Consider the following 17,911-nt stretch of genomic DNA (forward strand, 5'->3'; position numbering starts at 1 on the left):
TTATATCCCTGTAACGCGAAGGGGAAAATGTGCGCTCCGGCGGCTTGTCACGCTTTTGTCATATTTATGGGTTATCATCACTGGTGTAGGTGGTCGGCACAGCACCGGTTAACTGGCTATAATTTTTGCATTCTGGCAAAGGCACTCCGGTGCATAGCCGACCATTTCCATATATTGTGGCCGCCGGCTGTGACGCTAGGCGGCGGCCGGGGTCCCGGGGATATGGGTAATTTTGCCCGTTGACCCTCATACTCCGCCTTTGTTATATTAACCCTGGGAGGAGTATACATAACACCGGGATTATTCCAGTTTAAGGAGGTTTTGTTGTGAAGAGAATCGTACTTACAGTGGCTGCTATTCTCACCCTGAACGCCGCCACCGCCATGGCCGCTCCGATCAACGATCTGGGGCGCGGTCAGACTGCGCTGGGTGTCGGCACCGATACCATTTATCTGGAGCATAAGCTGTCGGACAGTTTTACGCTCGGGTTTGAGAATGTCGACCGCGGCGGCAGCATGGATGGTATTTACGGGCAGTTCCAGCTTTCCGGGAATCTCCGCGGTATTGTCGGCAGCCGAGAGGTGGCTGGCGATTCCAAACTGTATGTCGGGGCTGCTGTCCACGCTCCCCTGTCTTCCGAGTGGGACGGTTACGCGTCGCTGATCGGCGGCGGCAATTTCAACGAGGTGCAGGTAGGGGCCAATCTCCGCCTGGCGAGCAACCTTGATCTCAATGTCGATTACCATAATTTCTCGCCTGACTACGGCCGCAGCAAGAGCGGCGTGGGCGTGGGCGCGACGGTTAGGTTCTAGGCTGCGGATAGACGCGGGCTGAGCAGAGTAAGCCCCTGCCGGAAGATTCCGGCAGGGGCTTATATTTTATGTAGGATAGCGGCGGGAAGAGGGCGAATGTATAGTGGTGCAGTATAATCGGCCGCCATACAGGAGGTTTCCCGATGTCTTCAGTCGCGTTGGTGTTTGTCACGCTTGCTGTCATTGTTTTTCTGCTGAACCGTAAGGTGAAGATGGGGCTGGCGATGGTGGCCGGGTCGGCGATTATTTTTTTTGCGACCGGCCCGACGCCGGCCAAGCTTTGGACGGCTGCCGCGGCGACGGCTACCGGACGTGCGACGTGGGAGATCGTCCTGGCGCTGTATTTTGTGATGTGTCTGGAGTTCCAGCTGCGCACGGGCGGCATTATCGACGGGATGATGGCGGCGGCCCGCCGCCTTTTCCGCAGCGACCGCTTTCTGTTGGTGCTGATGCCGTCTTTTCTGGGTTTCCTGCCGTCTCTCGGAGGGGCGATATTTTCCGCGCCGCTGGTGGCGAACGCCGCCAAGCCGTTTGGCCTCAGCGCCGAGAGGAAGACGACGATCAATTACTGGTTCCGCCATGTGTGGGAGTTCACTAATCCGATTTTTACCGGTATGCTGCTGGCGAGCCAGCTGTCGGGCATCCCGCTGGGCGAGCTTGTTTCGTCGATGCTGTGGGTGACTGCTTTGGCGCTGGCGATCGGCTGGCTGGCGCTGATTTCGCCGCTGAAGGCGGCTGCCGGCTCCACCCGCGAGCCCGCGGCCGACGATGGCGCCGGGCGGCGTTATCTGCTGCTGGCGGCCGGGCCGATTATGGCGAACTTCGCGCTGGTGGTGCTGTTCAAGCTGAGCGCGGCGGTGTCGATGGCGCTGGTGGTGGCGGCGATGGCGCTGATTCTCCGCCAGCGGGCCGCCGATATCGGCGCGATGCTCGCCCACGCTCTGGACGGGAAGATGTTGTGGGGTGTTGCCGGCATTTTGTTTTTCCAGCATATCCTCAGTTCCTCGGGGGTGATCGGCGATATCACGGTGTTGATGAACAGCCTGGCGGTGCCGGCGACGGCGGTCATCGGCGTGGTCGCGTTCCTCGGCGGCCTGCTGACAGGGACGTCGCAGGGGTTTGTGGCAATCACTTTTCCGTTTATCGCGCTGCTGTCGCCCGGCGATCTCGGCCTGGTGACGATTTGCTTCGTGACGGGAACGGCGGGGCATATGCTCTCCCCCGCCCATCTGTGCCTGCTGGTGACGCTGGATTATTTCCAGGCCGATTTCCTGCGGGCGCTCCGCCCCGTTTTCGCGCTGGAGGCGCTGATGGTGGCGGCGGCGTACGCGGTAACGGCATTATAATAAGAGGCGGCAACGTAAAAACGGCCCCCAGGTGGGGCCGTTTTGCATTTTTTATCCTTCTTCGATGAGTTCGACGATGCTGATTTCTTCTTTCTGGAGGTCGAGCATCATGCCGCTGGGGATGCAGACGACGGGTTTTGTCCAGTAGCGGTCGCGGGTGTTGAGGACGATGATTTTCGCCCGCTGGCCGGTGCTGAGGATGACGCTGTTGCCGGTAAAGAGTTCGCGCATGTTGTCGAGGAAGGTGAGGCAGACGCCTGTTTCCAGTTTCTGATGCATCTGCTCGGCGATTACTTCGAGGGCGGCGAGGGGTGTCATACGGCGGCGGTAGGCCCGGTCGGAGGTCATGGCGTTGTAGATGTCGGCGATGGCGATGATCTGCGCGAAGGGGTGGATTTCGTCGCCGGCGAGTCTGCCGGGGTAGCCGCTGCCGTCCTTACGCTCGTGGTGCTGGAGGACGCCCAGTTTGGTTTCTTCGGCCAGCCGCTGCTCGCCGTGGATGAGTTTGTAGCCTTCTTGGGGGTGGCGTTTGATGACTTCGAATTCGCGGGGCGAGAGGGTGTCGGGTTTATCGAGCACGGTCAGCGGCACGAACAGTTTGCCGATGTCGTGGAGGAGGCCGGCGAGGATGAGGTTTTTGAGCTGGGGGCCCTGGTATTTCCGCCAGCGGCCGAGTATGGCGGCGACGATGGCGACGTTGAGCGAGTGCTGGAAGGTGTGGTCGCTGTGCAGCCTGATTTCGTAGAGGTGGTCGAGGACGCCGACCGTGTCCGCCAGAAGGGTTATCCGCTGGTCGACGAGTTCTTCCATTTCCAGGAGGGGCACTTCGCGGAAAACGCGGATGTGCTCGAAGGTATGTCTGATGGCGTCTACGGTGCGTACATACTCACCCAGGAAGGCGGCTGCGGACAGGGAGGCCGGCAAGGCCGCGTCGATGGGCGGTTGGGTCTCGTCGATGAGGATGTGGGGTATCTGCCAGTTGCGGAGGTTGGTTATCTGCCACGGCGTGAGCCGCGTGCCCCGCTCCAGCAGCACCACTCCTTCGTCGGAGATGACTTCTTTGTCGACGGTCATGCCCGGGACCAAGTCTTGCACGGCTAGTTTCTTCAATTTATGAACCTCCTGGAGTGTATGAGGCGATATAACAAAAACACCGGTTTTTCATCCAGTGCTTTTATTCATCCCCCATGCAGTGCACCGGGTAATACCCGGGAAAGCCGGCTCGACAAGCGGTTCGGGGAGACATTATGCGTGCCACGCCTCTTGAGCCTGATATGGCATGTTTCTACAAATTTCTACAAAAATTGTACCTTTTTCATGTAAAAATTACCAGGGACTAAAGTCCTAATTAATTAGGACTTTAGTCCCGTTTACGGGTCTAAAGTCCTAGTACGGGCAAAAAAAGAACCGGCTTAATGGAAGGGGATATTAAGCCGGTTCTCGATATTCCGGCTCTATGGCCGGCTAGGAAGGGGCAGAATTATTTTTTCTTGTGTTTGGCGATTTCGTCAAGCGAGGTTTTGAAGTCGGCGCCGAGTTTGTCGATAGCCGGTTTGGCGGCCGCCTGCCACGCTTTCATGTCTTTGACTTCGGTTACGATGACGCCGCCCTTGATGAGTTTGTCGAGGGCTTCTTTCTCGAATTTATTCCAGGCTTCGATCTGGAATTTCTCGGTTTCCCTGGCGCAGTCCTGGAGTAGTTTCTTGTCTTCGGCGGAGAGCTTATCCCAGGCGACGCGGCTGACCATGAGGACTTCCGGTACGCGCTGGTGGCTGTCGAGGACGTAGTTCTTGACGGCCTGGAAGTGGTTGGCGGTCAGGTAGCTGGGGGGGTTGTTCTCGGCGCCGTCGATGACGCCGGTCTGGAGGGCGCTGAAGACTTCGCCGTAGGGCATCGGGGTGGCGCTGGCGCCGAAGGCTTTCATGAGTTCGACGTTGACGGCGTTCTGGATGACGCGGATCTTGAGGCCTTTGAGGTCTTCGGGGTTCTTGACGGGGTTCTTGGTGTAGAAGCTGCGGGAGCCGGCTTCGTAGTAAGCAAGGCCCATCATGCGGGATTTTTCGAGGTCGGTGAGCATTTTGCGGCCGTAATCGCTGTTGAGGAAGCGCCATACATGGGCTTGGTCGTCGAAGATGTAGGGCAGGGAGAAGACGCCGAATTGTTTGTTGAATTCGGCCAGGGTGCCGCTGGAGATGCGGGTGAATTCGATGGAGCCGAGCTGCACTTGCTGGATGACGGAGTTTTCGTCGCCAAGCTGGGCGGAGTCGAAGACTTTGATCTGGATGCGGCCTTTGGAGCGCTCGTTGACGAGTTCGGCGAATTTTTTGTCGCCGAGGGTGGTGGGGTAGTCGCCGGGATGGGCTTCGGCGAGCCGGAATGTGTACTTGGGTTTGTTGTCGGCGGCGGGGGCGGCGTCTTTTTTGCCGCCGCAGCCGGCGACGAGCACACCCATCGCAAGGATGATTGCCAGGCTGACTGCTAACCATTTTTTGCTGTTCATTCTTTTCCCTCCATGTTTTTATATGGTTGCGTTTCGCTGTACGCGTTATTCCGTGTTCTGCCGCCTCCTCCCGCAGCAATTTCCGTTATTCGACCCTATTTGAACAGGGACGGTAACCACAGGACGGTCTGGGGTATGTAGGTGATGAGGAGCAGGACGACGATCATGGCGTAGAAGAAGGGCAGCATGGCTTTGGTCCCCTGGGAGATGGTGACGCCGCCGATGGCGCAGCCGATGAAGAGCACGGTGCCGACAGGGGGGGTGAGGAGGCCCATGCCGGAGTTGAAGATGAGCATGAGGCCGAAGTGTACGGGGTCCATGCCGAAGGAGACGCAGACGGGCAGGAGCACGGGGGTGAGGATGAGGATCATGGGGGCCATGTCCATGGGGCCGCCGAGGATGAGGAGGAGGATGTTGATGAGCATGAAGATGACGTATTTGTTGTCGGAGACGGTGAGGAACCACTGGGTGATCATGTCGGGCACGCTGAGAAAGGCCATGACGTAGCCGAAGGCGGCCGAGGCGGAGATAAGGAAGTAGACCATGAGGACGGTGCGGAGCGTGCGTTTGAGGACGTTCCACATTCTGGAGAGCGGCACTTCGCGGTAGACGCCGAAGGCGAGGATGAAGGAGTAGACGACGGCAAGGGCGCCCGATTCGGTGGCGGTGAAGACGCCGGAGATGATGCCGCCGAGGATGATGAAGGCCGGCGACAGGGAGAGCAGCCCGTGGAAGACGATGCCGCCCCACTCGGAGCGGGGTACGGGGTCGCTGGCCGGATAGCCGCGCTTGACGGCCATGAAGTAGGCGACGGTCATGAGGGAGCCAAGGAGGAGGAAGCCGGGGACGATGCCGCCGAGGAAGAGGCTTTTGATGGAGATGCCGCCGGCGACGACGGAGTAGAGGACGAGGTTGTGGCTGGGGGGGACGACGACGCCCTGGATGGCGGAGGAGATGGTGAGGCCGACGGCGTAGTCGGCGTCATAGCCTTTTTTCTTCATGGCCGGGATCATTACCGAGCCGACCGAGGCGGCGTCGGCGCCGGCCGAACCGGAGATGTTGCCGAAGAACATGCAGGCGATGCAGTTGACGAGGGCCAGGCCGCCGCGAATGCGCCCGACGATGAGGCTGGCGAGGTTGACGAGCCGCTGGGCGAGTCCCCCCTCCCCCATTATCTGGCCGGTGAGGATGAAGAAGGGGATGGCCAGCAGGGAGAAGGTTTTGACGCCGTTGATCATCTGTTGCCCGATGGTGGGCAGGGGCACTTCGAGCCAGGTCATGGTGAGGAGCGAGGAGGCGAAGAGCGCCTGGGCGACGGGGAGTCTGAAGAGGGTAAAGAGGATGAAGCTGCAGCCAAGCAGCCATACGGCGATTTCGTTGATGTCCATTATTGTTTAGCCTCCGTCTCTTCTACGCCCATTTCGATGTCGGCTCCTTTATGACGCCGCGTGTCGACGCCGAGCATCTGGAGGACCGAGTAGACGCAGACCATGAAGCCGCTGACCGGCATTACGGCGTAGACGACGCTGTTGGGCATTTTGGTGGCCGGCAGGGTGGATTCCAGCATGAGGAGGGTGAATTCCCAGCCGTAGATGACGAAGTACAGTCCGTAGATGAGGCCCATGATGTCGATCCATTTGTCGATCCACCTGTTGACGCGGGCCGGCAGACGGTCTGTGAGGGCTTCGACGCCCATGTGGACGCCTTCGCGGAAGCCGATGGCGATGCCCATGAAGGCAAACCATACGAGGCAGATGAGGATGGCTTCCTCGGACCAGAAGAAGACGAAGTTGAGGAGTTTACGGGTCGCTACCTGGACGGCCATGACGATGATGACGCCGAGCAGGGCGAAGATGGCGCAGGTTTCGAACAGGGTGTCGATTTTGATTGCTATGCGCTTTAATGCTTCCATTGTTGTTTCCCCTCTCCGCGGGGCTACCTTTCGATAGCTTTTCTCTCTATACGCCGCCGTAGGCCATGAAGCCGCCGTCGACGGGGACGACGATGCCGGTTATGAAGCCTGATACGTCTTCGTCGGCGAGCCAGACGAGGGTCCCGAGGAGTTCTTCCGGCTTGCCGAAGCGGCGCATAGGGGTGTGGGCGATGACTTTTTCCGCTCTGGGGGTGAGCGAGCCGTCGGGGTTGGTGAGCAGGGTGCGGTTTTGTTCGGTGAGGAAGAAGCCGGGGGCGATGGCGTTTACTCTGATGCCGGCGTCGGCCATGTGGACGGCCAGCCATTGGGTGAAGTTGCTGACGGCCGCTTTGGCGGCGCTGTAGGCGGGGACTTTGGTGAGCGGGCTGTAGGCGCTCATGGAGGAGATGTTGATGATGGTGGCGCCTGGCCGGCCGACCATCTGGGCGGCGAAGATCTGGCTGGGGATGAAGGTGCCCATGAAGTTGAGGCGCATAACGTAGTCGAAGCCTTCGGTGGCCATGTCGAAGAAGGTTCTGACGGCTTCGTCCTTTTTGTCCATGTCGGCGAGTTGGAGGGTTTCTTTGCTGGTGGTGCCGCGCGGGTCGTTGCCGCCGGCGCCGTTGATGAGGATGTCGCAGGGACCGAGTTCGTTTTGGACGGTGGCGGCCGCTTTGCTGACGCTTTCCCGGTCGAGGACGTCGCAGGATACGCCGATGGCCGTCCCGCCCGCGCTGACGATGTCGTCGGCGACTTTTTGGGCTTTTTCGGCGCTGCGGCCGAGGATGGCGACTTTGACGCCGAGGCCGGCGAGTTCGCGGGCCATGGGGGCGCACAGTATCCCGCTGCCCCCGGTGATGACCGCTACTCTTCCTTTTAAGGTGTTGTTCATTTTTTGTCCCCCTCGCTCATTTTTTTGATGGCATCCCATAGTCCGTGGAGATATACCGCGCCTAACGCCCTGTCGTAAAGGCCGTAGCCGGGCATCCCTTCCTCTCCCCAGATCATCCGGCCGTGGTCGGGTCGGATGGGGCCTGTGAAGCCTACGTCGTGGTAGGCTTTCATTACTGCGAACATGTCTACCGAACCGGTGTCGTCTTTGTGGGCGGTTTCGTAGAATACGCCGGGGCGCTCGATGATGATGTTGCGCACGTGGCCGAAATGGAGGCGGCCCATTGCGCCGAATTGGCGGACCATGGCGGGGATGTCGTTGTCGCCGTCGGCGCCGAGGGCGCCGCTGCAAAGGGTGAGCCCGTTGGCGGGGCTGTCGACGAGCCCGACGATGCGTTCGAGGTTGGCTTTGTTTATGACGATGCGCGGCAGGCCGAATACCGGCCAGGGCGGATCGTCGGGATGGATGGCCATTTTGATGCCGCAGGCTTCGGCTGTGGGGATGATGCCTTCGAGGAAGTATTTGAGGTTGGCGAACAGTTGCTCTTCGTCGACGTCTTTGTAGAGGGCGAAAAGTTTCTTGATGTGGGCGAGCCGCTCTTTTTCCCAGCCGGGGAATTCGCAGCCGTTGGAGCCCTGCTCCATCTGTTCGACGAGGACTTCCGGCTTGAGGCCGCGAATCCTGTCTTCTTCGTAGAAGAGCGCGGTTGATCCGTCGGGAAGGACTTTGGCGAGGTCGGTGCGCATCCAGTCGAAGACGGGCATGAAGTTGTAGCAGACTACTTCGAGGCCTGCTCTGGAGAGGTTCCTGAGGGTGGCGCAGTAGTTTTGTATGTAGCGGTCCCGCGTGGGCAGGCCGAGTTTGATGTCTTCGTGGACGTTGACGCTTTCGACGGTTTTGAAGGTGAGCCCGGCGGCCTCGATCCCGGTCTTGAGGGCGAGGATGTCTTCATAGGGCCAGATTTCTCCGACGGGGATGTGGTAGATGGCGCTGACGACGTTGGTGACGCCCGGTATCTGCCTGATGTGTGCGAGGGGGATGCTGTCGAGTTTTTCTCCGTACCATCTGAATGACATCTGCATGGTTTCTCTCCCTGTAGGCTTTCCTTTTTCGTTATCAGGCGTCCGTCGGCGTTGTTTTGCGGGGCAGAAAGAAGTGGCCGTACTCGCCGCGCAGGTATTCGAGGTCGACGACGACTTTGTTGAGGTGCTGGTCGATCATTTTTTTGGCCAGGGCCGGGTCTTTGTCGCGGATGGCCCGGACGAGTTCTTTGTGCTGGTGGATGAGCTGTTCCCAGTCGAAGCCGACGGCGAGGTTGAGCATTCTGACGCGGTTGTAATGGGCGTTCATGTGCTGGAGCATCGACCAGGTGCGGGCTTTTTTGCAGCCTTTGAAGATGGTGGCGTGCATGTTTTCGTCGAGTTCGAAGAATTTGTGGTAGTTTTTTTCGCTGATGCACAGTTCCTGGAGGGCGATGCAGGATTGAAGCTGGAAGAGGTCTTCGCCGGAAAAAGCCACGCAGGCTTGTTGGATTACTTCTTTTTCGAGGGTTTCCCGCACGAATTTCGATTCTTCGACTTGGTCGGTGTCGATGAGCGAGACGTAGGTGCCTTTTTGGGGGTAGATGTCGAGGAGTTTTTCCTGCGCGAGCTTGATAAACGCTTCGCGGACAGGTGTGCGGCTGACATGAAGCCGTTCGGCGATCTCCTGTTCGGAGATGCTTTGTCCGGGCTGTAGGGTCAGGTTGATGATGTTGGCCTTGAGCAGCCGGTATACGTATTCGCGGGCTGATTCCTGCTGAAAGCGTTCGATGGCAATCAATTTCCCATATCCCCCTTCCCAGTCTCTAGCAAAATACTACCATACTACCATACTAGTGTAAATAGTATACATTTCAATTTTCTGAAGATATTTCGCATTGTAAAACCGGTTTTTTGGCTGCGTTTGCGCCGGGATGCGATGCAAAAAAGACGCGCCTCTGCGGCGCGTCTTTTGATCGGATGCGTGTTATGCGGCTTGCTCCGGTTATTTGGGTATGAACCAGCCCATGGGCACGAGCACGATTTCGGGGAAGAAGGTCAGCAGCAGCAGCAGGACGATTTCGATCCACATGTACGGCATGACTTTGCTGATGATTTCTTCCATGGAGACTTTGCCGACGCCGGCGGCGACGTTGAGGACGGTGCCGACCGGCGGTGTCAGGACGCCGATCATGTTGTTGAAGACGAACATGAAGCCGAAGTAGATGGGGTCGATGCCGGCCTTTTCGATGATCGGCATCATCACGGGGGTGAGGATGAGGATGGTGGGGGTGGCGTCCATGGCGGTGCCGACGAGGAGGACGATGATGTTGATGACGAACATCAACAGGATTTTGTTGTCCATGATCGGCGCCAGCGAACTGGCGATCCACTGCGGGATGTTGGCGACCGCGATCAGCCACGACGATATCATGGCGGCTGCGCACAGGAACATGACGATGCTGGTTACTTTGGCGGCGGACACCAATACGTCGCAGATATGGTTGAGCTTGAGTTCGCGGTAGATGAAGACGCCGACGAACAGGGCGTAGAAGACGGCGATGGAGGCGGCCTCGGTGGGGGTGAAGACGCCGCCGCGCAGGCCGACGATGATGATGCCGGGGAGGATGAAGGCCCAGATGGCGTCGCGGGCCGTTTTCAGCACAACTGATAACGGCTGCTTCGGCTGCATTCTGAACTGCTTTTTGCGGGCCAGCCAGGTCCAGGTGAGAGCGAGGAAGATACAGAGCAGCAGGCCGGGCACGATGCCGGACATGAAGAGTTTGGGGATGGAGACGTTGCCGGTGACGCCGAAGATGATCATGGGCACGCTGAGCGGCATGATGGGCGGGATGATGGCGGCGGAGGCGATGAGGGCCGCCGACATGCCCCGGTCGTAGCCGGCTTCGACCATGATGGGGATAAGGATGGCGCTGAGGGCGGCGGTGTCGGCGACCGCCGAGCCGGACAGGCCGGCGAAGATGAGGCTGGCGATGATGGCGACATAGCCGAGGCCGCCGCGGACGTGGCCGACGAGGGCCATGGCGAAGGCGATGATGCGTTTGGAGACGCCGCCGGCGTTCATGAGTTCGCCGGCGAGGATGAAGAAGGCGATGGCCATGAGGGGAAAGTTGTCGGCGCCGTCGACGAGGGTGGCGGCAAGGATCTGGGTGTCGAACATGTTGAGCTGGAAGAGGAGGAAGACGCCGCTGATGATGAGCGAGTGGGCGATGGGGATCCCCAGGGCCATGGCGGCGAGGAGCGAGCCGAGAAATACGAACATTGTCATTTCCATTATTTCTTCGCCCCTTCCTCGGCTTCGCCGGCGATCAGCTGCGTGTCTTCGTTGTCGGCTGTCATAACAAGTTCGCTGTCGGCCATTTTGCCGGTTATGAGCCGGTAGAGGTTATTCAGGGAAATAACGACCATCGCGGCGCTGCAAATAAATCCGGAGACGTACACAAAGGCCAGCGGTATCTGCATCGAGGACGATACCTGGTCGCCGGTCAGTACGGTCATTTTCCAAGTTCCATGGACGCAGAGGCCCATTGTTATCACAAGGATGATGTTGTTAATTATAAACAGTTTGCGCCGACCGCTGATCGACAGTTTCTTGACTAACGTGTCGACGCCGAGGTGGACGTTTTCCTGGTAGGCCACGATGGCGCCCAGGAAGATAAGCCAGATGAACAGGTACCGGGAGGCTTCTTCAGCCCAGGTGAGGCCTTCGTTGAAAAAGTAGCGCAGTATTACGTTGGCGAAAACAAATGTGGCCATGCAGGTCAGGCAGACCGCTATCGCTGCGTGGAGCAGGCGGTTTATCTGTTTGCTCAAGCTGCCCATGTTACGGCTTCCTTTCGGGGGGAATGCTAGTCCCCGCTTTCAGTTTGTGCACAGCAATATATAATTGCGGTCGTGCAAAGAGCGGGCGGGACTGCCGAAAGCATGCGCTTTCACGGATACTTATCGACAGTCCCGCCGCTAAACAATCAGCTGTTACTTGGAGGCCTTGGCGATTTCGGCTCTTACTTCGGTGATGACGTCTTTGCCGATTTCTTTTTCAAACTGGGCGGCAATGTCTTTGGTGGCGTCCATGAAGAGTTTCTGCTGGTCGGGGGTCAGGTTGGTGACGGTCATGCCGGCTTTTGCGAGGCCCTGGGCGGCTTCGGCGTCAACCTTGCGGTTGTATTCGCGCTGCCATTTGCTGGCTTCCTGGCCGGTTTTCATGAGGAGCGCCTGGTCTTCCTTGGGCAGGGTGTCCCACAGTTTCTTGCTGTACATGATGACGAACGGGGTGTAGACGTGTTTGCTCAGGGTGGTGTATTTCTGAACTTCGTGGAATTTCTGCAGGAAGTTGGTGGTGTTCGGGTTTTCCTGGCCGTCGATGGTCTTCTGCTGCATGGCGTTGAAGACTTCGCTGAACGGCATCGGGGTGGGGTTGGCGCCGAGTTTACGCCAGGCGGCGAGGTGGACGGGGTTTTCCATGGTCCTGATCTTCAGGCCTTTGATGTCGTCCGGGGTCTTGATTTCGCGCTTGCTGTTGGTTACCTGGCGGTAGCCGTTTTCCATGTACATGATGCCCACGAGGCCATGGGTCTGGAGCGAGTCGAGCATTTTCTTGCCGAACGGACCGTCAAGAACGGCGTCGACTACTTTCTCGTTGGGGAACAGGAACGGGAGGTCGAAAACCATCCAGCGCTTGTCGATGGTGGCCATCGGCGAGCTCGAGGGGCCGGACATTTCCAGCGTGCCGGCTCTGAGGGCGGTCATGGTTTTGATGTCGTCGCCGAGCTGGGCGCTGGGGAATATCTGGATCTCAAGACGGCCTTTGGATTCCTTGGCAACAAGTTCCTTCCACTTTTCCAGGCCCTTGTATTCCGGGCTGGCATCATTCAGGCCGATGGAGACCTTGATGACTTTTTTCTCGACTTTCTGCTCGGCAGGCTTCTTGTCGCCGCCGCCGCATCCTGCCAGCAGGGTTACTGCCATAACGAGAACGAGCAGTACGCTGGCTACTTTGAGAGCTTTTTTCATCCTTCTTCCCTCCACTTTTAATATGCAAAACGCCAGGTCAGACACACCCGGCATTTTGTCCGGGGTGATCGGGGGCGCGGGCCCCTCAGCCCAGGAGCGGCACGGTGTTGGCCGCCTGGGTCATTACGGTGATGGTGTAGTCGTCCCGGCCGATTATCTGCCGGGCATGGTCGTAAGCTTCGTCGAAGCCGGTGACCGGCCTGAGGCCGGCTTCGCGCATGACGGCGAAGTTTTCCGGCCGGGTGACGCCGAAAATGGCTACCTGTTTGGACATGTCTTTGAGGCGGAAGGCGGAGTAGCCGGGGACGGTGAACTTTTTCCGCACGGCGAGTTCGAATTCGAGCGGGTCTTTGTAGCGCAGCCATTCCATGTATTCGGGCGGCTCGTTGATGTCTTCGCATTCGAGGAAGCAGATGATCGCCCCGCCGGGCTTGGCCGCCATGTAGGCGTTGTCGAGGGCTTTGATGGATTGGTAGAGGTTGATGTCTTTGGGGAAGCCGCCCGCGGAGGCTACGACGAGGTCGGCCTGAGCGGCGATGGGCACGCCGTAGGTCTGCTCGACCGCCCGGCAGCCTTCTTCCCAGGCTTTGTGCCAGTGGCCGGCGACGAAGCGGCCGATCCTGCCTTCGGGGGTGAGAACGGCGTGGAGCAGGAAGGCGGGGTTGACCATGGCGGCCATTTCGGTCATGTCTTCGTGCATTTCGTTGCCGACGGTGCGCCCTGACTGGCAGTTGGGGTTGAGGCCTTGGCCGATTTCGGCGCTGAGGCAGTAGCGGTGGTTGCCCTGGATGGTTTCGTAGCCGCTGACGCCGGGCATGATGCCTTTGCGCCCGCCGCCGAAGCCGGCCATGAGGTGGAAGGCGATGCCGCCGGTGAGGATGACTTTGTCGGCAGCCATGATGGTTTTGTTGATGTAGGTTTCGACCCCGCGGCTGGTGGTGCCGACGTAGACGAGGTTTTCTTTGTCGTGGGCGTCGTGCTGGAGCATTTTTATGCGGTGGCAGACGGTCTGGCCGCACAGGAGGGCGAGTTCTTCGCCGGTGTTGCGGCGGTGGGCGCCGAGGGCGACGACGATGGCGATGTCTTCGTCGGGGACGCCGCAGGCGTTGAGTTCGTCGAGCAGGACGGGGAGGAAGGTGTCGAACTGAACCCAGGCCCGGGTGATGTCGCTGACGGTGATGGCGACTTTGTCGCCGGCCCGGACGACTTGCCTGAGAGGCGGGGCGCCGATGGGCGCGGCAAGCGCAGCTCTGACGGCGGCCGGGATGTCGGCGATGGCGGGCAGGAAGCCGCCTTTGATATCGTAGAGGATTTTTTCGGCCGGCAGCGGTACCGAGATGGTGTTGCGTCCGTAAAGAAAGTCAAAGTTTTGTTGTGGCAATTGTCGATCCCCCTGATAAAGTTGTTCCATGTCGTGTCGGCGCATTATCGCATTGTCCGGACGCGACGCGGCTGCCGGGCCGGGTGACGTCCTGCAATGCACAATGTTTATAGTATTCTGGAAGCGGCGTGTCTTTCCTGCGTGGCAGTGCACGATATGGAACGATAATTTACCAGGCTACACAATCCTACTGTTAGCTACGCAATCTCTCCGGTTGCGCCGGTTATTGTTTGCGGGCTTCGAATTGGGCGAGTTTTTCGTAGAACTGGACGATGCCGCTGTGGTCGTTCTGGCCTTTGCCGTCGACTTTGAGGGCTTGCATCATTTCCATGACCTGGCTGGTGAGGAAGAGGGGCACGCCGACGTCTTTGGCGGTTTCGAGGGCGTTATTGAGGTCTTTGATGTGCAGGTCGATTTTGAAGCCGGGCTTGAAGTTGCCGGCGAGGATCATCGGCGCTTTGGCGTCGAGGACGGTGCTGCCGGCGAGGCCGCCGCGGATGGCCTGGAAGATGACTTCGGGGTCGACGCCGGCTTTGGCGCCGAGGACGAGGGCTTCGCTGACGGCGGCGATGTTGAGGGCGACGATGATCTGGTTGGCGAGTTTGGTGGTGTTGCCGGCGCCGATGTCGCCGCAGCGGACGACGGATTTGCCCATCTGGGCGAGGATGTCTTTGACGCGGTCGAAGATTTCCTGCTTGCCGCCGACCATGATGGAGAGGGTGCCGTCGATGGCTTTGGGTTCGCCGCCGCTGACGGGCGCGTCAAGCATTTCGACGCCTTTTTCGGCGGCTTTGGCGGCGACTTCCTGGGCGGCGAGGGGGGCGATGGAGCTCATGTCGACGATGATGTCGCCGGCTTTGGCGCCTTCGAGGAGGCCGCCTTCGCCGAGGACGACGGTTTTGACGTGGGGCGAGTTGGGGAGCATGGTGATGACGATGCGCGTTTTTTCGGCGACTTCCTTAGGCGAGACGGCGGCTTCGGCGCCGGCGGCGACTACTTCGGCGACGGCGGCGGCGTTGAGGTCGTATACGACAAGCGAGTGACCAGCTTTGAGAAGGTTTTTGGACATGGGCTTGCCCATGATTCCCAGGCCGACAAAACCTAGTTTCATAGTTTATCTACTCCTTACCGATGATTTTTTTGATCCGCGCCTTGACGGCGTCGGCTGTCAGGCCGTAGTAGACGAGGAGTTCGTCGTAGTTTGTGGCCGAGGTGCCAAAACGGTCTTCGATGCCGACGATGGCGAGGGGGATGTCTTTGACTTCGCTGAGGGCTTCGGCGATGGCGCTGCCGAGGCCGCCGATGATGCTGTGTTCTTCGGCGGTGACGACGGCTTTGCAGCCTTTGGCCATGGCGATGACGGCCTGTTTGTCGAGGGGTTTGACGGTGCTGACGTTGACGACTTTGACGGAGATGCCTTCGCCGGCAAGGGCTTCGGCGGCTTCGACGGCTTTGGAGACCATGACGCCGTTGGCGAAGACGACGACGTCGCTGCCGTCGCGGACAGGGTAGAGTTTGCCGATTTCGAATTCGCCGGCCTCATCGGTGAAGAAGGGCAGGTCGTTGCGGTTGATGCGTATATAGCAGGGTCCGGGGGCGGCGGCCATGGCCCGCACCATTTTGCGGGTTTCGATGGCGTCGACGGGAACGAGGACGGTCATGCCGGGGATGACGCGCATGGTGGCCATGTCTTCGACGGATTGGTGGGTGGAGCCGTCGCCGAAGTCGGACAGGCCGGCGCTGGAGCCGCAGATGTTGACGCCGAGGCCGGCGATGGAGATGGTCTGCCGGAGCTGGTCGTAGCAGCGGCCGGTGGCGAAGACGGCGAAGGAGTTGATGAAGGGTATTTTGCCGGTGAGGGCGAGACCGGCGGCGGTGGAGGCCATGTTGGCCTCGGCGATGCCCATTTCGAAGTAGCGCTCGGGGAATTGCTGCTGGAAGAGGATGGACATGGTGGATTTTCCGAGGTCGGCTTCGAGCACGACGACGTTTTTGTTTTCCCTGCCCAGTTCTACCAGGGCTTCTCCGTAGGCCTGACGTTGACTTTTCGTAGCCATTTGTTCCTACCTCCGCAGCTTGTCGAGGTCAGATTTGGCGATTTCCCACTGTTCGGGGGTCATGGCGCCATTGTGGAAGGCGGCGTTGTTTTCGGCAAAGGAGATGCACTTGCCTTTGACGGTTTCGGCGATGATGACGGTGGGTTTGCCTTTGATGTTATCGGCTTTGTCGAGGGCGGCCAGGATGGCGCCGATGTCGTGGCCGTCGATTTCGATGGTTTCCCAGCCGAAGGCGGCCCATTTGGGGGTGACGGGGTTGGTGTCGAACCGGTCGCAGATGGCGCCGGTGGCCTGGAGCCGGTTGCGGTCGACGATGGCGACGAGGTTGTCGATTTTGTAGTAGGAAGCGGCCATGGCGGCTTCCCAGATCTGGCCTTCGGCGAGTTCGCCGTCGCCGATGAGGACGTATACTTTGCTGGCGAGGCCGTCGAGCCTGAGACCGAGGGCCATGCCGCAGGCGATGGAGAGGCCTTGGCCGAGGGAGCCGGTGTTGGCTTCGATGCCGGGCGTCCTGGTCATGTCGGGGTGTCCCTGGAGCATGGCGCCGAGGGTTTTGACTTTTTTCATTTCTTCTTTGGGGAAGTAGCCCGCTTCGGCGAGGGCGGCGTACTGGACGAGGGCGGCGTGGCCTTTGCTGAGCAGGAAGCGGTCGCGGTCCGCCAGGGCCGGGTTTTCCGGGTCGTGTTTCATTTTATGGAAGTAGAGGGCGGCGACTATTTCCGCGCTGGAGCACGAGCCGCCGAGGTGGCCGACTTTGCCGACGCCGGTGAGGTCGTTGACGATGTGCTCCCTGAGGCGCAGCGCCTTGGCTTCCAGAAGGTCGACGGTTGCTTGCGATGCCAATTTTATTCCTCCCTTAAAGGTCTTGTCAGTCGATGGGAGTGAGGACGATTTTCAATCCCTGTTTGGATTCCATGAGTTCGAAGCTTTCCGCCCATTTGTCGAGCGGCAGTTCGTGGGTGACGAGGTCGTTGACGTCGATGATTTTCTTGTCCATGAGGACGAGGCTCTTTTCCCAGACGTCCCAGGTGTGGCTGAAGGTGCCCTGGAGGGTGACGACTTTGGCGATGAGGGGGTCGAGGGAGAAGCCGACCGGTCCCGGGCCCCAGCCGACTTTGGTGATCTGGCCGTAGGGGCGGACGACGTCCATGGATAGTTTGAGGGTCGGGGAGAAGCCGGCGCAGTCGATGACGGTGTGGGCGCCGTAGCCGTCCCTAAGACCCATGATGACGGGTACGGGATCCTGTTTGGAGCTGTTGATGGTCATGGTGGCGCCGTATTTTTTGGCGATTTCGAGGCGTTCTTCGTCGCCGTCGGTGCCGACGACGATGATGTCGGCCGCGCCGAGGATGCTGGCCACTTTGGCGCAGAGGATGCCGATCGGGCCGGGGCCGATGACGACGACGATGTCGCCTGGCATGATTTTGGAGTTTTTGGCGAGGGCGTTGTAGGCGACGCAGACCGGTTCGGTGCAGGAGGCTTCTTTGAGGGTGACGCCGGCCGGCAGTTTGTGGAGGACGCGGCTGGGTACCCGGACGTATTTGGCGAAGGCGCCGTCGGCCTGGAAGCCGAAGCCTTTGCGCTGCCGGCATACCTGGTAGTGGTTGGTGCGGCACATTTCGCATTTGCCGCAGTAGTCGGCGTGGGTTTCGCAGGTGACTGCATCACCGGCGGCAAAGCCCTCGACGTTGGCGCCGAGTTTCTCGATGGTGCCGGAGAATTCGTGGCCGAGGATGAGGGGCACGTTGACTTTGTAGGAGACGCGATTGTGATGCATGTGGGGATCGCTGCCGCACACGCCTATGTAGGCAACCTTGACAAGGACGTCGTCCGGGCCGATCTCCGGTACCGGCACCTCTCTGACTTCGGTGGCGCCCGCCACGTTGTCGTACTTGACGACCGCTTTCATTTTCAACATAATTCCTCCTTCACTGGCTTGGGACGTTACCGCGGCAAA

General features: G+C 59.5%; 17 protein-coding genes. 2 read left to right on the forward strand and 15 right to left on the reverse strand.

The window, feature by feature from the left end; translation table 11 throughout:
• The first annotated feature begins 326 nt into the window (after nucleotides 1-326).
• Both RIN56_08690 and RIN56_08695 read left to right on the forward strand, forming a co-directional pair.
• Nucleotides 327-812, forward strand: a complete 486-nt coding sequence (locus RIN56_08690; GenBank protein MDR7866886.1) for a hypothetical protein — start codon at nucleotides 327-329, stop codon at nucleotides 810-812.
• A gap of 143 nt (nucleotides 813-955) precedes the next feature.
• Nucleotides 956-2,158, forward strand: coding sequence for a DUF401 family protein (locus RIN56_08695; protein ID MDR7866887.1), 1,203 nt, complete (start codon nucleotides 956-958; stop codon nucleotides 2,156-2,158).
• Between the two features lie 51 nt (nucleotides 2,159-2,209).
• On the opposite strand, the gene RIN56_08700 is transcribed toward RIN56_08695, so the two are convergent.
• The 15 genes from RIN56_08700 to RIN56_08770 all read right to left on the reverse strand — a co-directional run bounded on the left by RIN56_08700 (nucleotide 2,210) and on the right by RIN56_08770 (nucleotide 17,872).
• Nucleotides 2,210-3,268 carry an HD-GYP domain-containing protein gene (locus tag RIN56_08700; protein ID MDR7866888.1) on the reverse strand — a complete coding sequence of 353 codons (1,059 nt, stop codon included), beginning with the start codon at nucleotides 3,266-3,268 and terminating at the stop codon, nucleotides 2,210-2,212.
• A 370-nt stretch (nucleotides 3,269-3,638) separates the two neighbouring features.
• Nucleotides 3,639-4,658, reverse strand: a complete 1,020-nt coding sequence (locus RIN56_08705; protein ID MDR7866889.1) for a TRAP transporter substrate-binding protein — start codon at nucleotides 4,656-4,658, stop codon at nucleotides 3,639-3,641.
• A gap of 95 nt (nucleotides 4,659-4,753) precedes the next feature.
• Nucleotides 4,754-6,046: a TRAP transporter large permease gene (locus RIN56_08710; GenBank protein ID MDR7866890.1), complete on the reverse strand. Its 1,293-nt coding sequence runs from the start codon at nucleotides 6,044-6,046 to the stop codon at nucleotides 4,754-4,756.
• Nucleotides 6,046-6,570, reverse strand: coding sequence for a TRAP transporter small permease (locus RIN56_08715; protein ID MDR7866891.1), 525 nt, complete (start codon nucleotides 6,568-6,570; stop codon nucleotides 6,046-6,048). Before RIN56_08715 ends, RIN56_08710 begins: the two co-directional genes overlap by 1 nt.
• Before the next feature lie 46 nt (nucleotides 6,571-6,616).
• Complete coding sequence (locus RIN56_08720; protein MDR7866892.1) at nucleotides 6,617-7,462, reverse strand: SDR family oxidoreductase; 846 nt, start codon at nucleotides 7,460-7,462, stop codon at nucleotides 6,617-6,619.
• On the reverse strand, nucleotides 7,459-8,544 hold the full coding sequence (gene uxuA / locus RIN56_08725) for a mannonate dehydratase (GenBank protein MDR7866893.1): 1,086 nt from the start codon (nucleotides 8,542-8,544) through the stop codon (nucleotides 7,459-7,461). Before uxuA ends, RIN56_08720 begins: the two co-directional genes overlap by 4 nt.
• A gap of 34 nt (nucleotides 8,545-8,578) precedes the next feature.
• A complete protein-coding gene (locus tag RIN56_08730) occupies nucleotides 8,579-9,283 on the reverse strand; it encodes a GntR family transcriptional regulator (GenBank protein MDR7866894.1) in 705 nt (234 codons plus the stop codon).
• A 204-nt stretch (nucleotides 9,284-9,487) separates the two neighbouring features.
• On the reverse strand, nucleotides 9,488-10,777 hold the full coding sequence (locus tag RIN56_08735; GenBank protein MDR7866895.1) for a TRAP transporter large permease subunit: 1,290 nt from the start codon (nucleotides 10,775-10,777) through the stop codon (nucleotides 9,488-9,490).
• Nucleotides 10,777-11,325 (reverse strand): TRAP transporter small permease, encoded by a 549-nt coding sequence (locus RIN56_08740; GenBank protein MDR7866896.1) that lies wholly within the window; start codon nucleotides 11,323-11,325, stop codon nucleotides 10,777-10,779. Before RIN56_08740 ends, RIN56_08735 begins: the two co-directional genes overlap by 1 nt.
• Nucleotides 11,326-11,478: 153 nt before the next feature.
• Nucleotides 11,479-12,516: a TRAP transporter substrate-binding protein gene (locus tag RIN56_08745; protein MDR7866897.1), complete on the reverse strand. Its 1,038-nt coding sequence runs from the start codon at nucleotides 12,514-12,516 to the stop codon at nucleotides 11,479-11,481.
• A gap of 85 nt (nucleotides 12,517-12,601) precedes the next feature.
• Nucleotides 12,602-13,897 carry a nickel-dependent lactate racemase gene (gene larA, locus RIN56_08750; protein ID MDR7866898.1) on the reverse strand — a complete coding sequence of 432 codons (1,296 nt, stop codon included), beginning with the start codon at nucleotides 13,895-13,897 and terminating at the stop codon, nucleotides 12,602-12,604.
• A 223-nt stretch (nucleotides 13,898-14,120) separates the two neighbouring features.
• Nucleotides 14,121-15,008 carry a 2-hydroxy-3-oxopropionate reductase gene (garR, locus tag RIN56_08755; protein ID MDR7866899.1) on the reverse strand — a complete coding sequence of 296 codons (888 nt, stop codon included), beginning with the start codon at nucleotides 15,006-15,008 and terminating at the stop codon, nucleotides 14,121-14,123.
• Between the two features lie 7 nt (nucleotides 15,009-15,015).
• Nucleotides 15,016-15,954, reverse strand: coding sequence for a transketolase C-terminal domain-containing protein (locus RIN56_08760; protein MDR7866900.1), 939 nt, complete (start codon nucleotides 15,952-15,954; stop codon nucleotides 15,016-15,018).
• Nucleotides 15,955-15,960: 6 nt separating this feature from the next.
• Nucleotides 15,961-16,797, reverse strand: coding sequence for a transketolase (locus tag RIN56_08765; GenBank protein MDR7866901.1), 837 nt, complete (start codon nucleotides 16,795-16,797; stop codon nucleotides 15,961-15,963).
• 25 nt (nucleotides 16,798-16,822) lie between these two features.
• Nucleotides 16,823-17,872 (reverse strand): zinc-binding dehydrogenase, encoded by a 1,050-nt coding sequence (locus tag RIN56_08770; GenBank protein ID MDR7866902.1) that lies wholly within the window; start codon nucleotides 17,870-17,872, stop codon nucleotides 16,823-16,825.
• Between the last annotated feature and the right edge of the window lie 39 nt (nucleotides 17,873-17,911).

This window comes from Sporomusaceae bacterium (assembly GCA_031460455.1).
Lineage (GTDB): Bacteria > Bacillota > Negativicutes > Sporomusales > UBA7701 > Anaeroselena.

What these genes read in the sequence shown, in the direction of transcription:
- RIN56_08715 (MDR7866891.1), bottom strand. Translation starts at nt 6,570, where the DNA reads ATGGAAGCATTAAAGCGCATAGCAATCAAAATCGACACCCTGTTCGAA.
- RIN56_08695 (MDR7866887.1), top strand. Translation starts at nt 956, where the DNA reads ATGTCTTCAGTCGCGTTGGTGTTTGTCACGCTTGCTGTCATTGTTTTT.
- RIN56_08770 (MDR7866902.1), bottom strand. Translation starts at nt 17,872, where the DNA reads ATGTTGAAAATGAAAGCGGTCGTCAAGTACGACAACGTGGCGGGCGCC.
- RIN56_08740 (MDR7866896.1), bottom strand. Translation starts at nt 11,325, where the DNA reads ATGGGCAGCTTGAGCAAACAGATAAACCGCCTGCTCCACGCAGCGATA.
- RIN56_08710 (MDR7866890.1), bottom strand. Translation starts at nt 6,046, where the DNA reads ATGGACATCAACGAAATCGCCGTATGGCTGCTTGGCTGCAGCTTCATC.
- garR (MDR7866899.1), bottom strand. Translation starts at nt 15,008, where the DNA reads ATGAAACTAGGTTTTGTCGGCCTGGGAATCATGGGCAAGCCCATGTCC.
- uxuA (MDR7866893.1), bottom strand. Translation starts at nt 8,544, where the DNA reads ATGCAGATGTCATTCAGATGGTACGGAGAAAAACTCGACAGCATCCCC.
- RIN56_08720 (MDR7866892.1), bottom strand. Translation starts at nt 7,462, where the DNA reads ATGAACAACACCTTAAAAGGAAGAGTAGCGGTCATCACCGGGGGCAGC.
- RIN56_08760 (MDR7866900.1), bottom strand. Translation starts at nt 15,954, where the DNA reads ATGGCTACGAAAAGTCAACGTCAGGCCTACGGAGAAGCCCTGGTAGAA.
- RIN56_08745 (MDR7866897.1), bottom strand. Translation starts at nt 12,516, where the DNA reads ATGAAAAAAGCTCTCAAAGTAGCCAGCGTACTGCTCGTTCTCGTTATG.
- RIN56_08705 (MDR7866889.1), bottom strand. Translation starts at nt 4,658, where the DNA reads ATGAACAGCAAAAAATGGTTAGCAGTCAGCCTGGCAATCATCCTTGCG.
- RIN56_08735 (MDR7866895.1), bottom strand. Translation starts at nt 10,777, where the DNA reads ATGGAAATGACAATGTTCGTATTTCTCGGCTCGCTCCTCGCCGCCATG.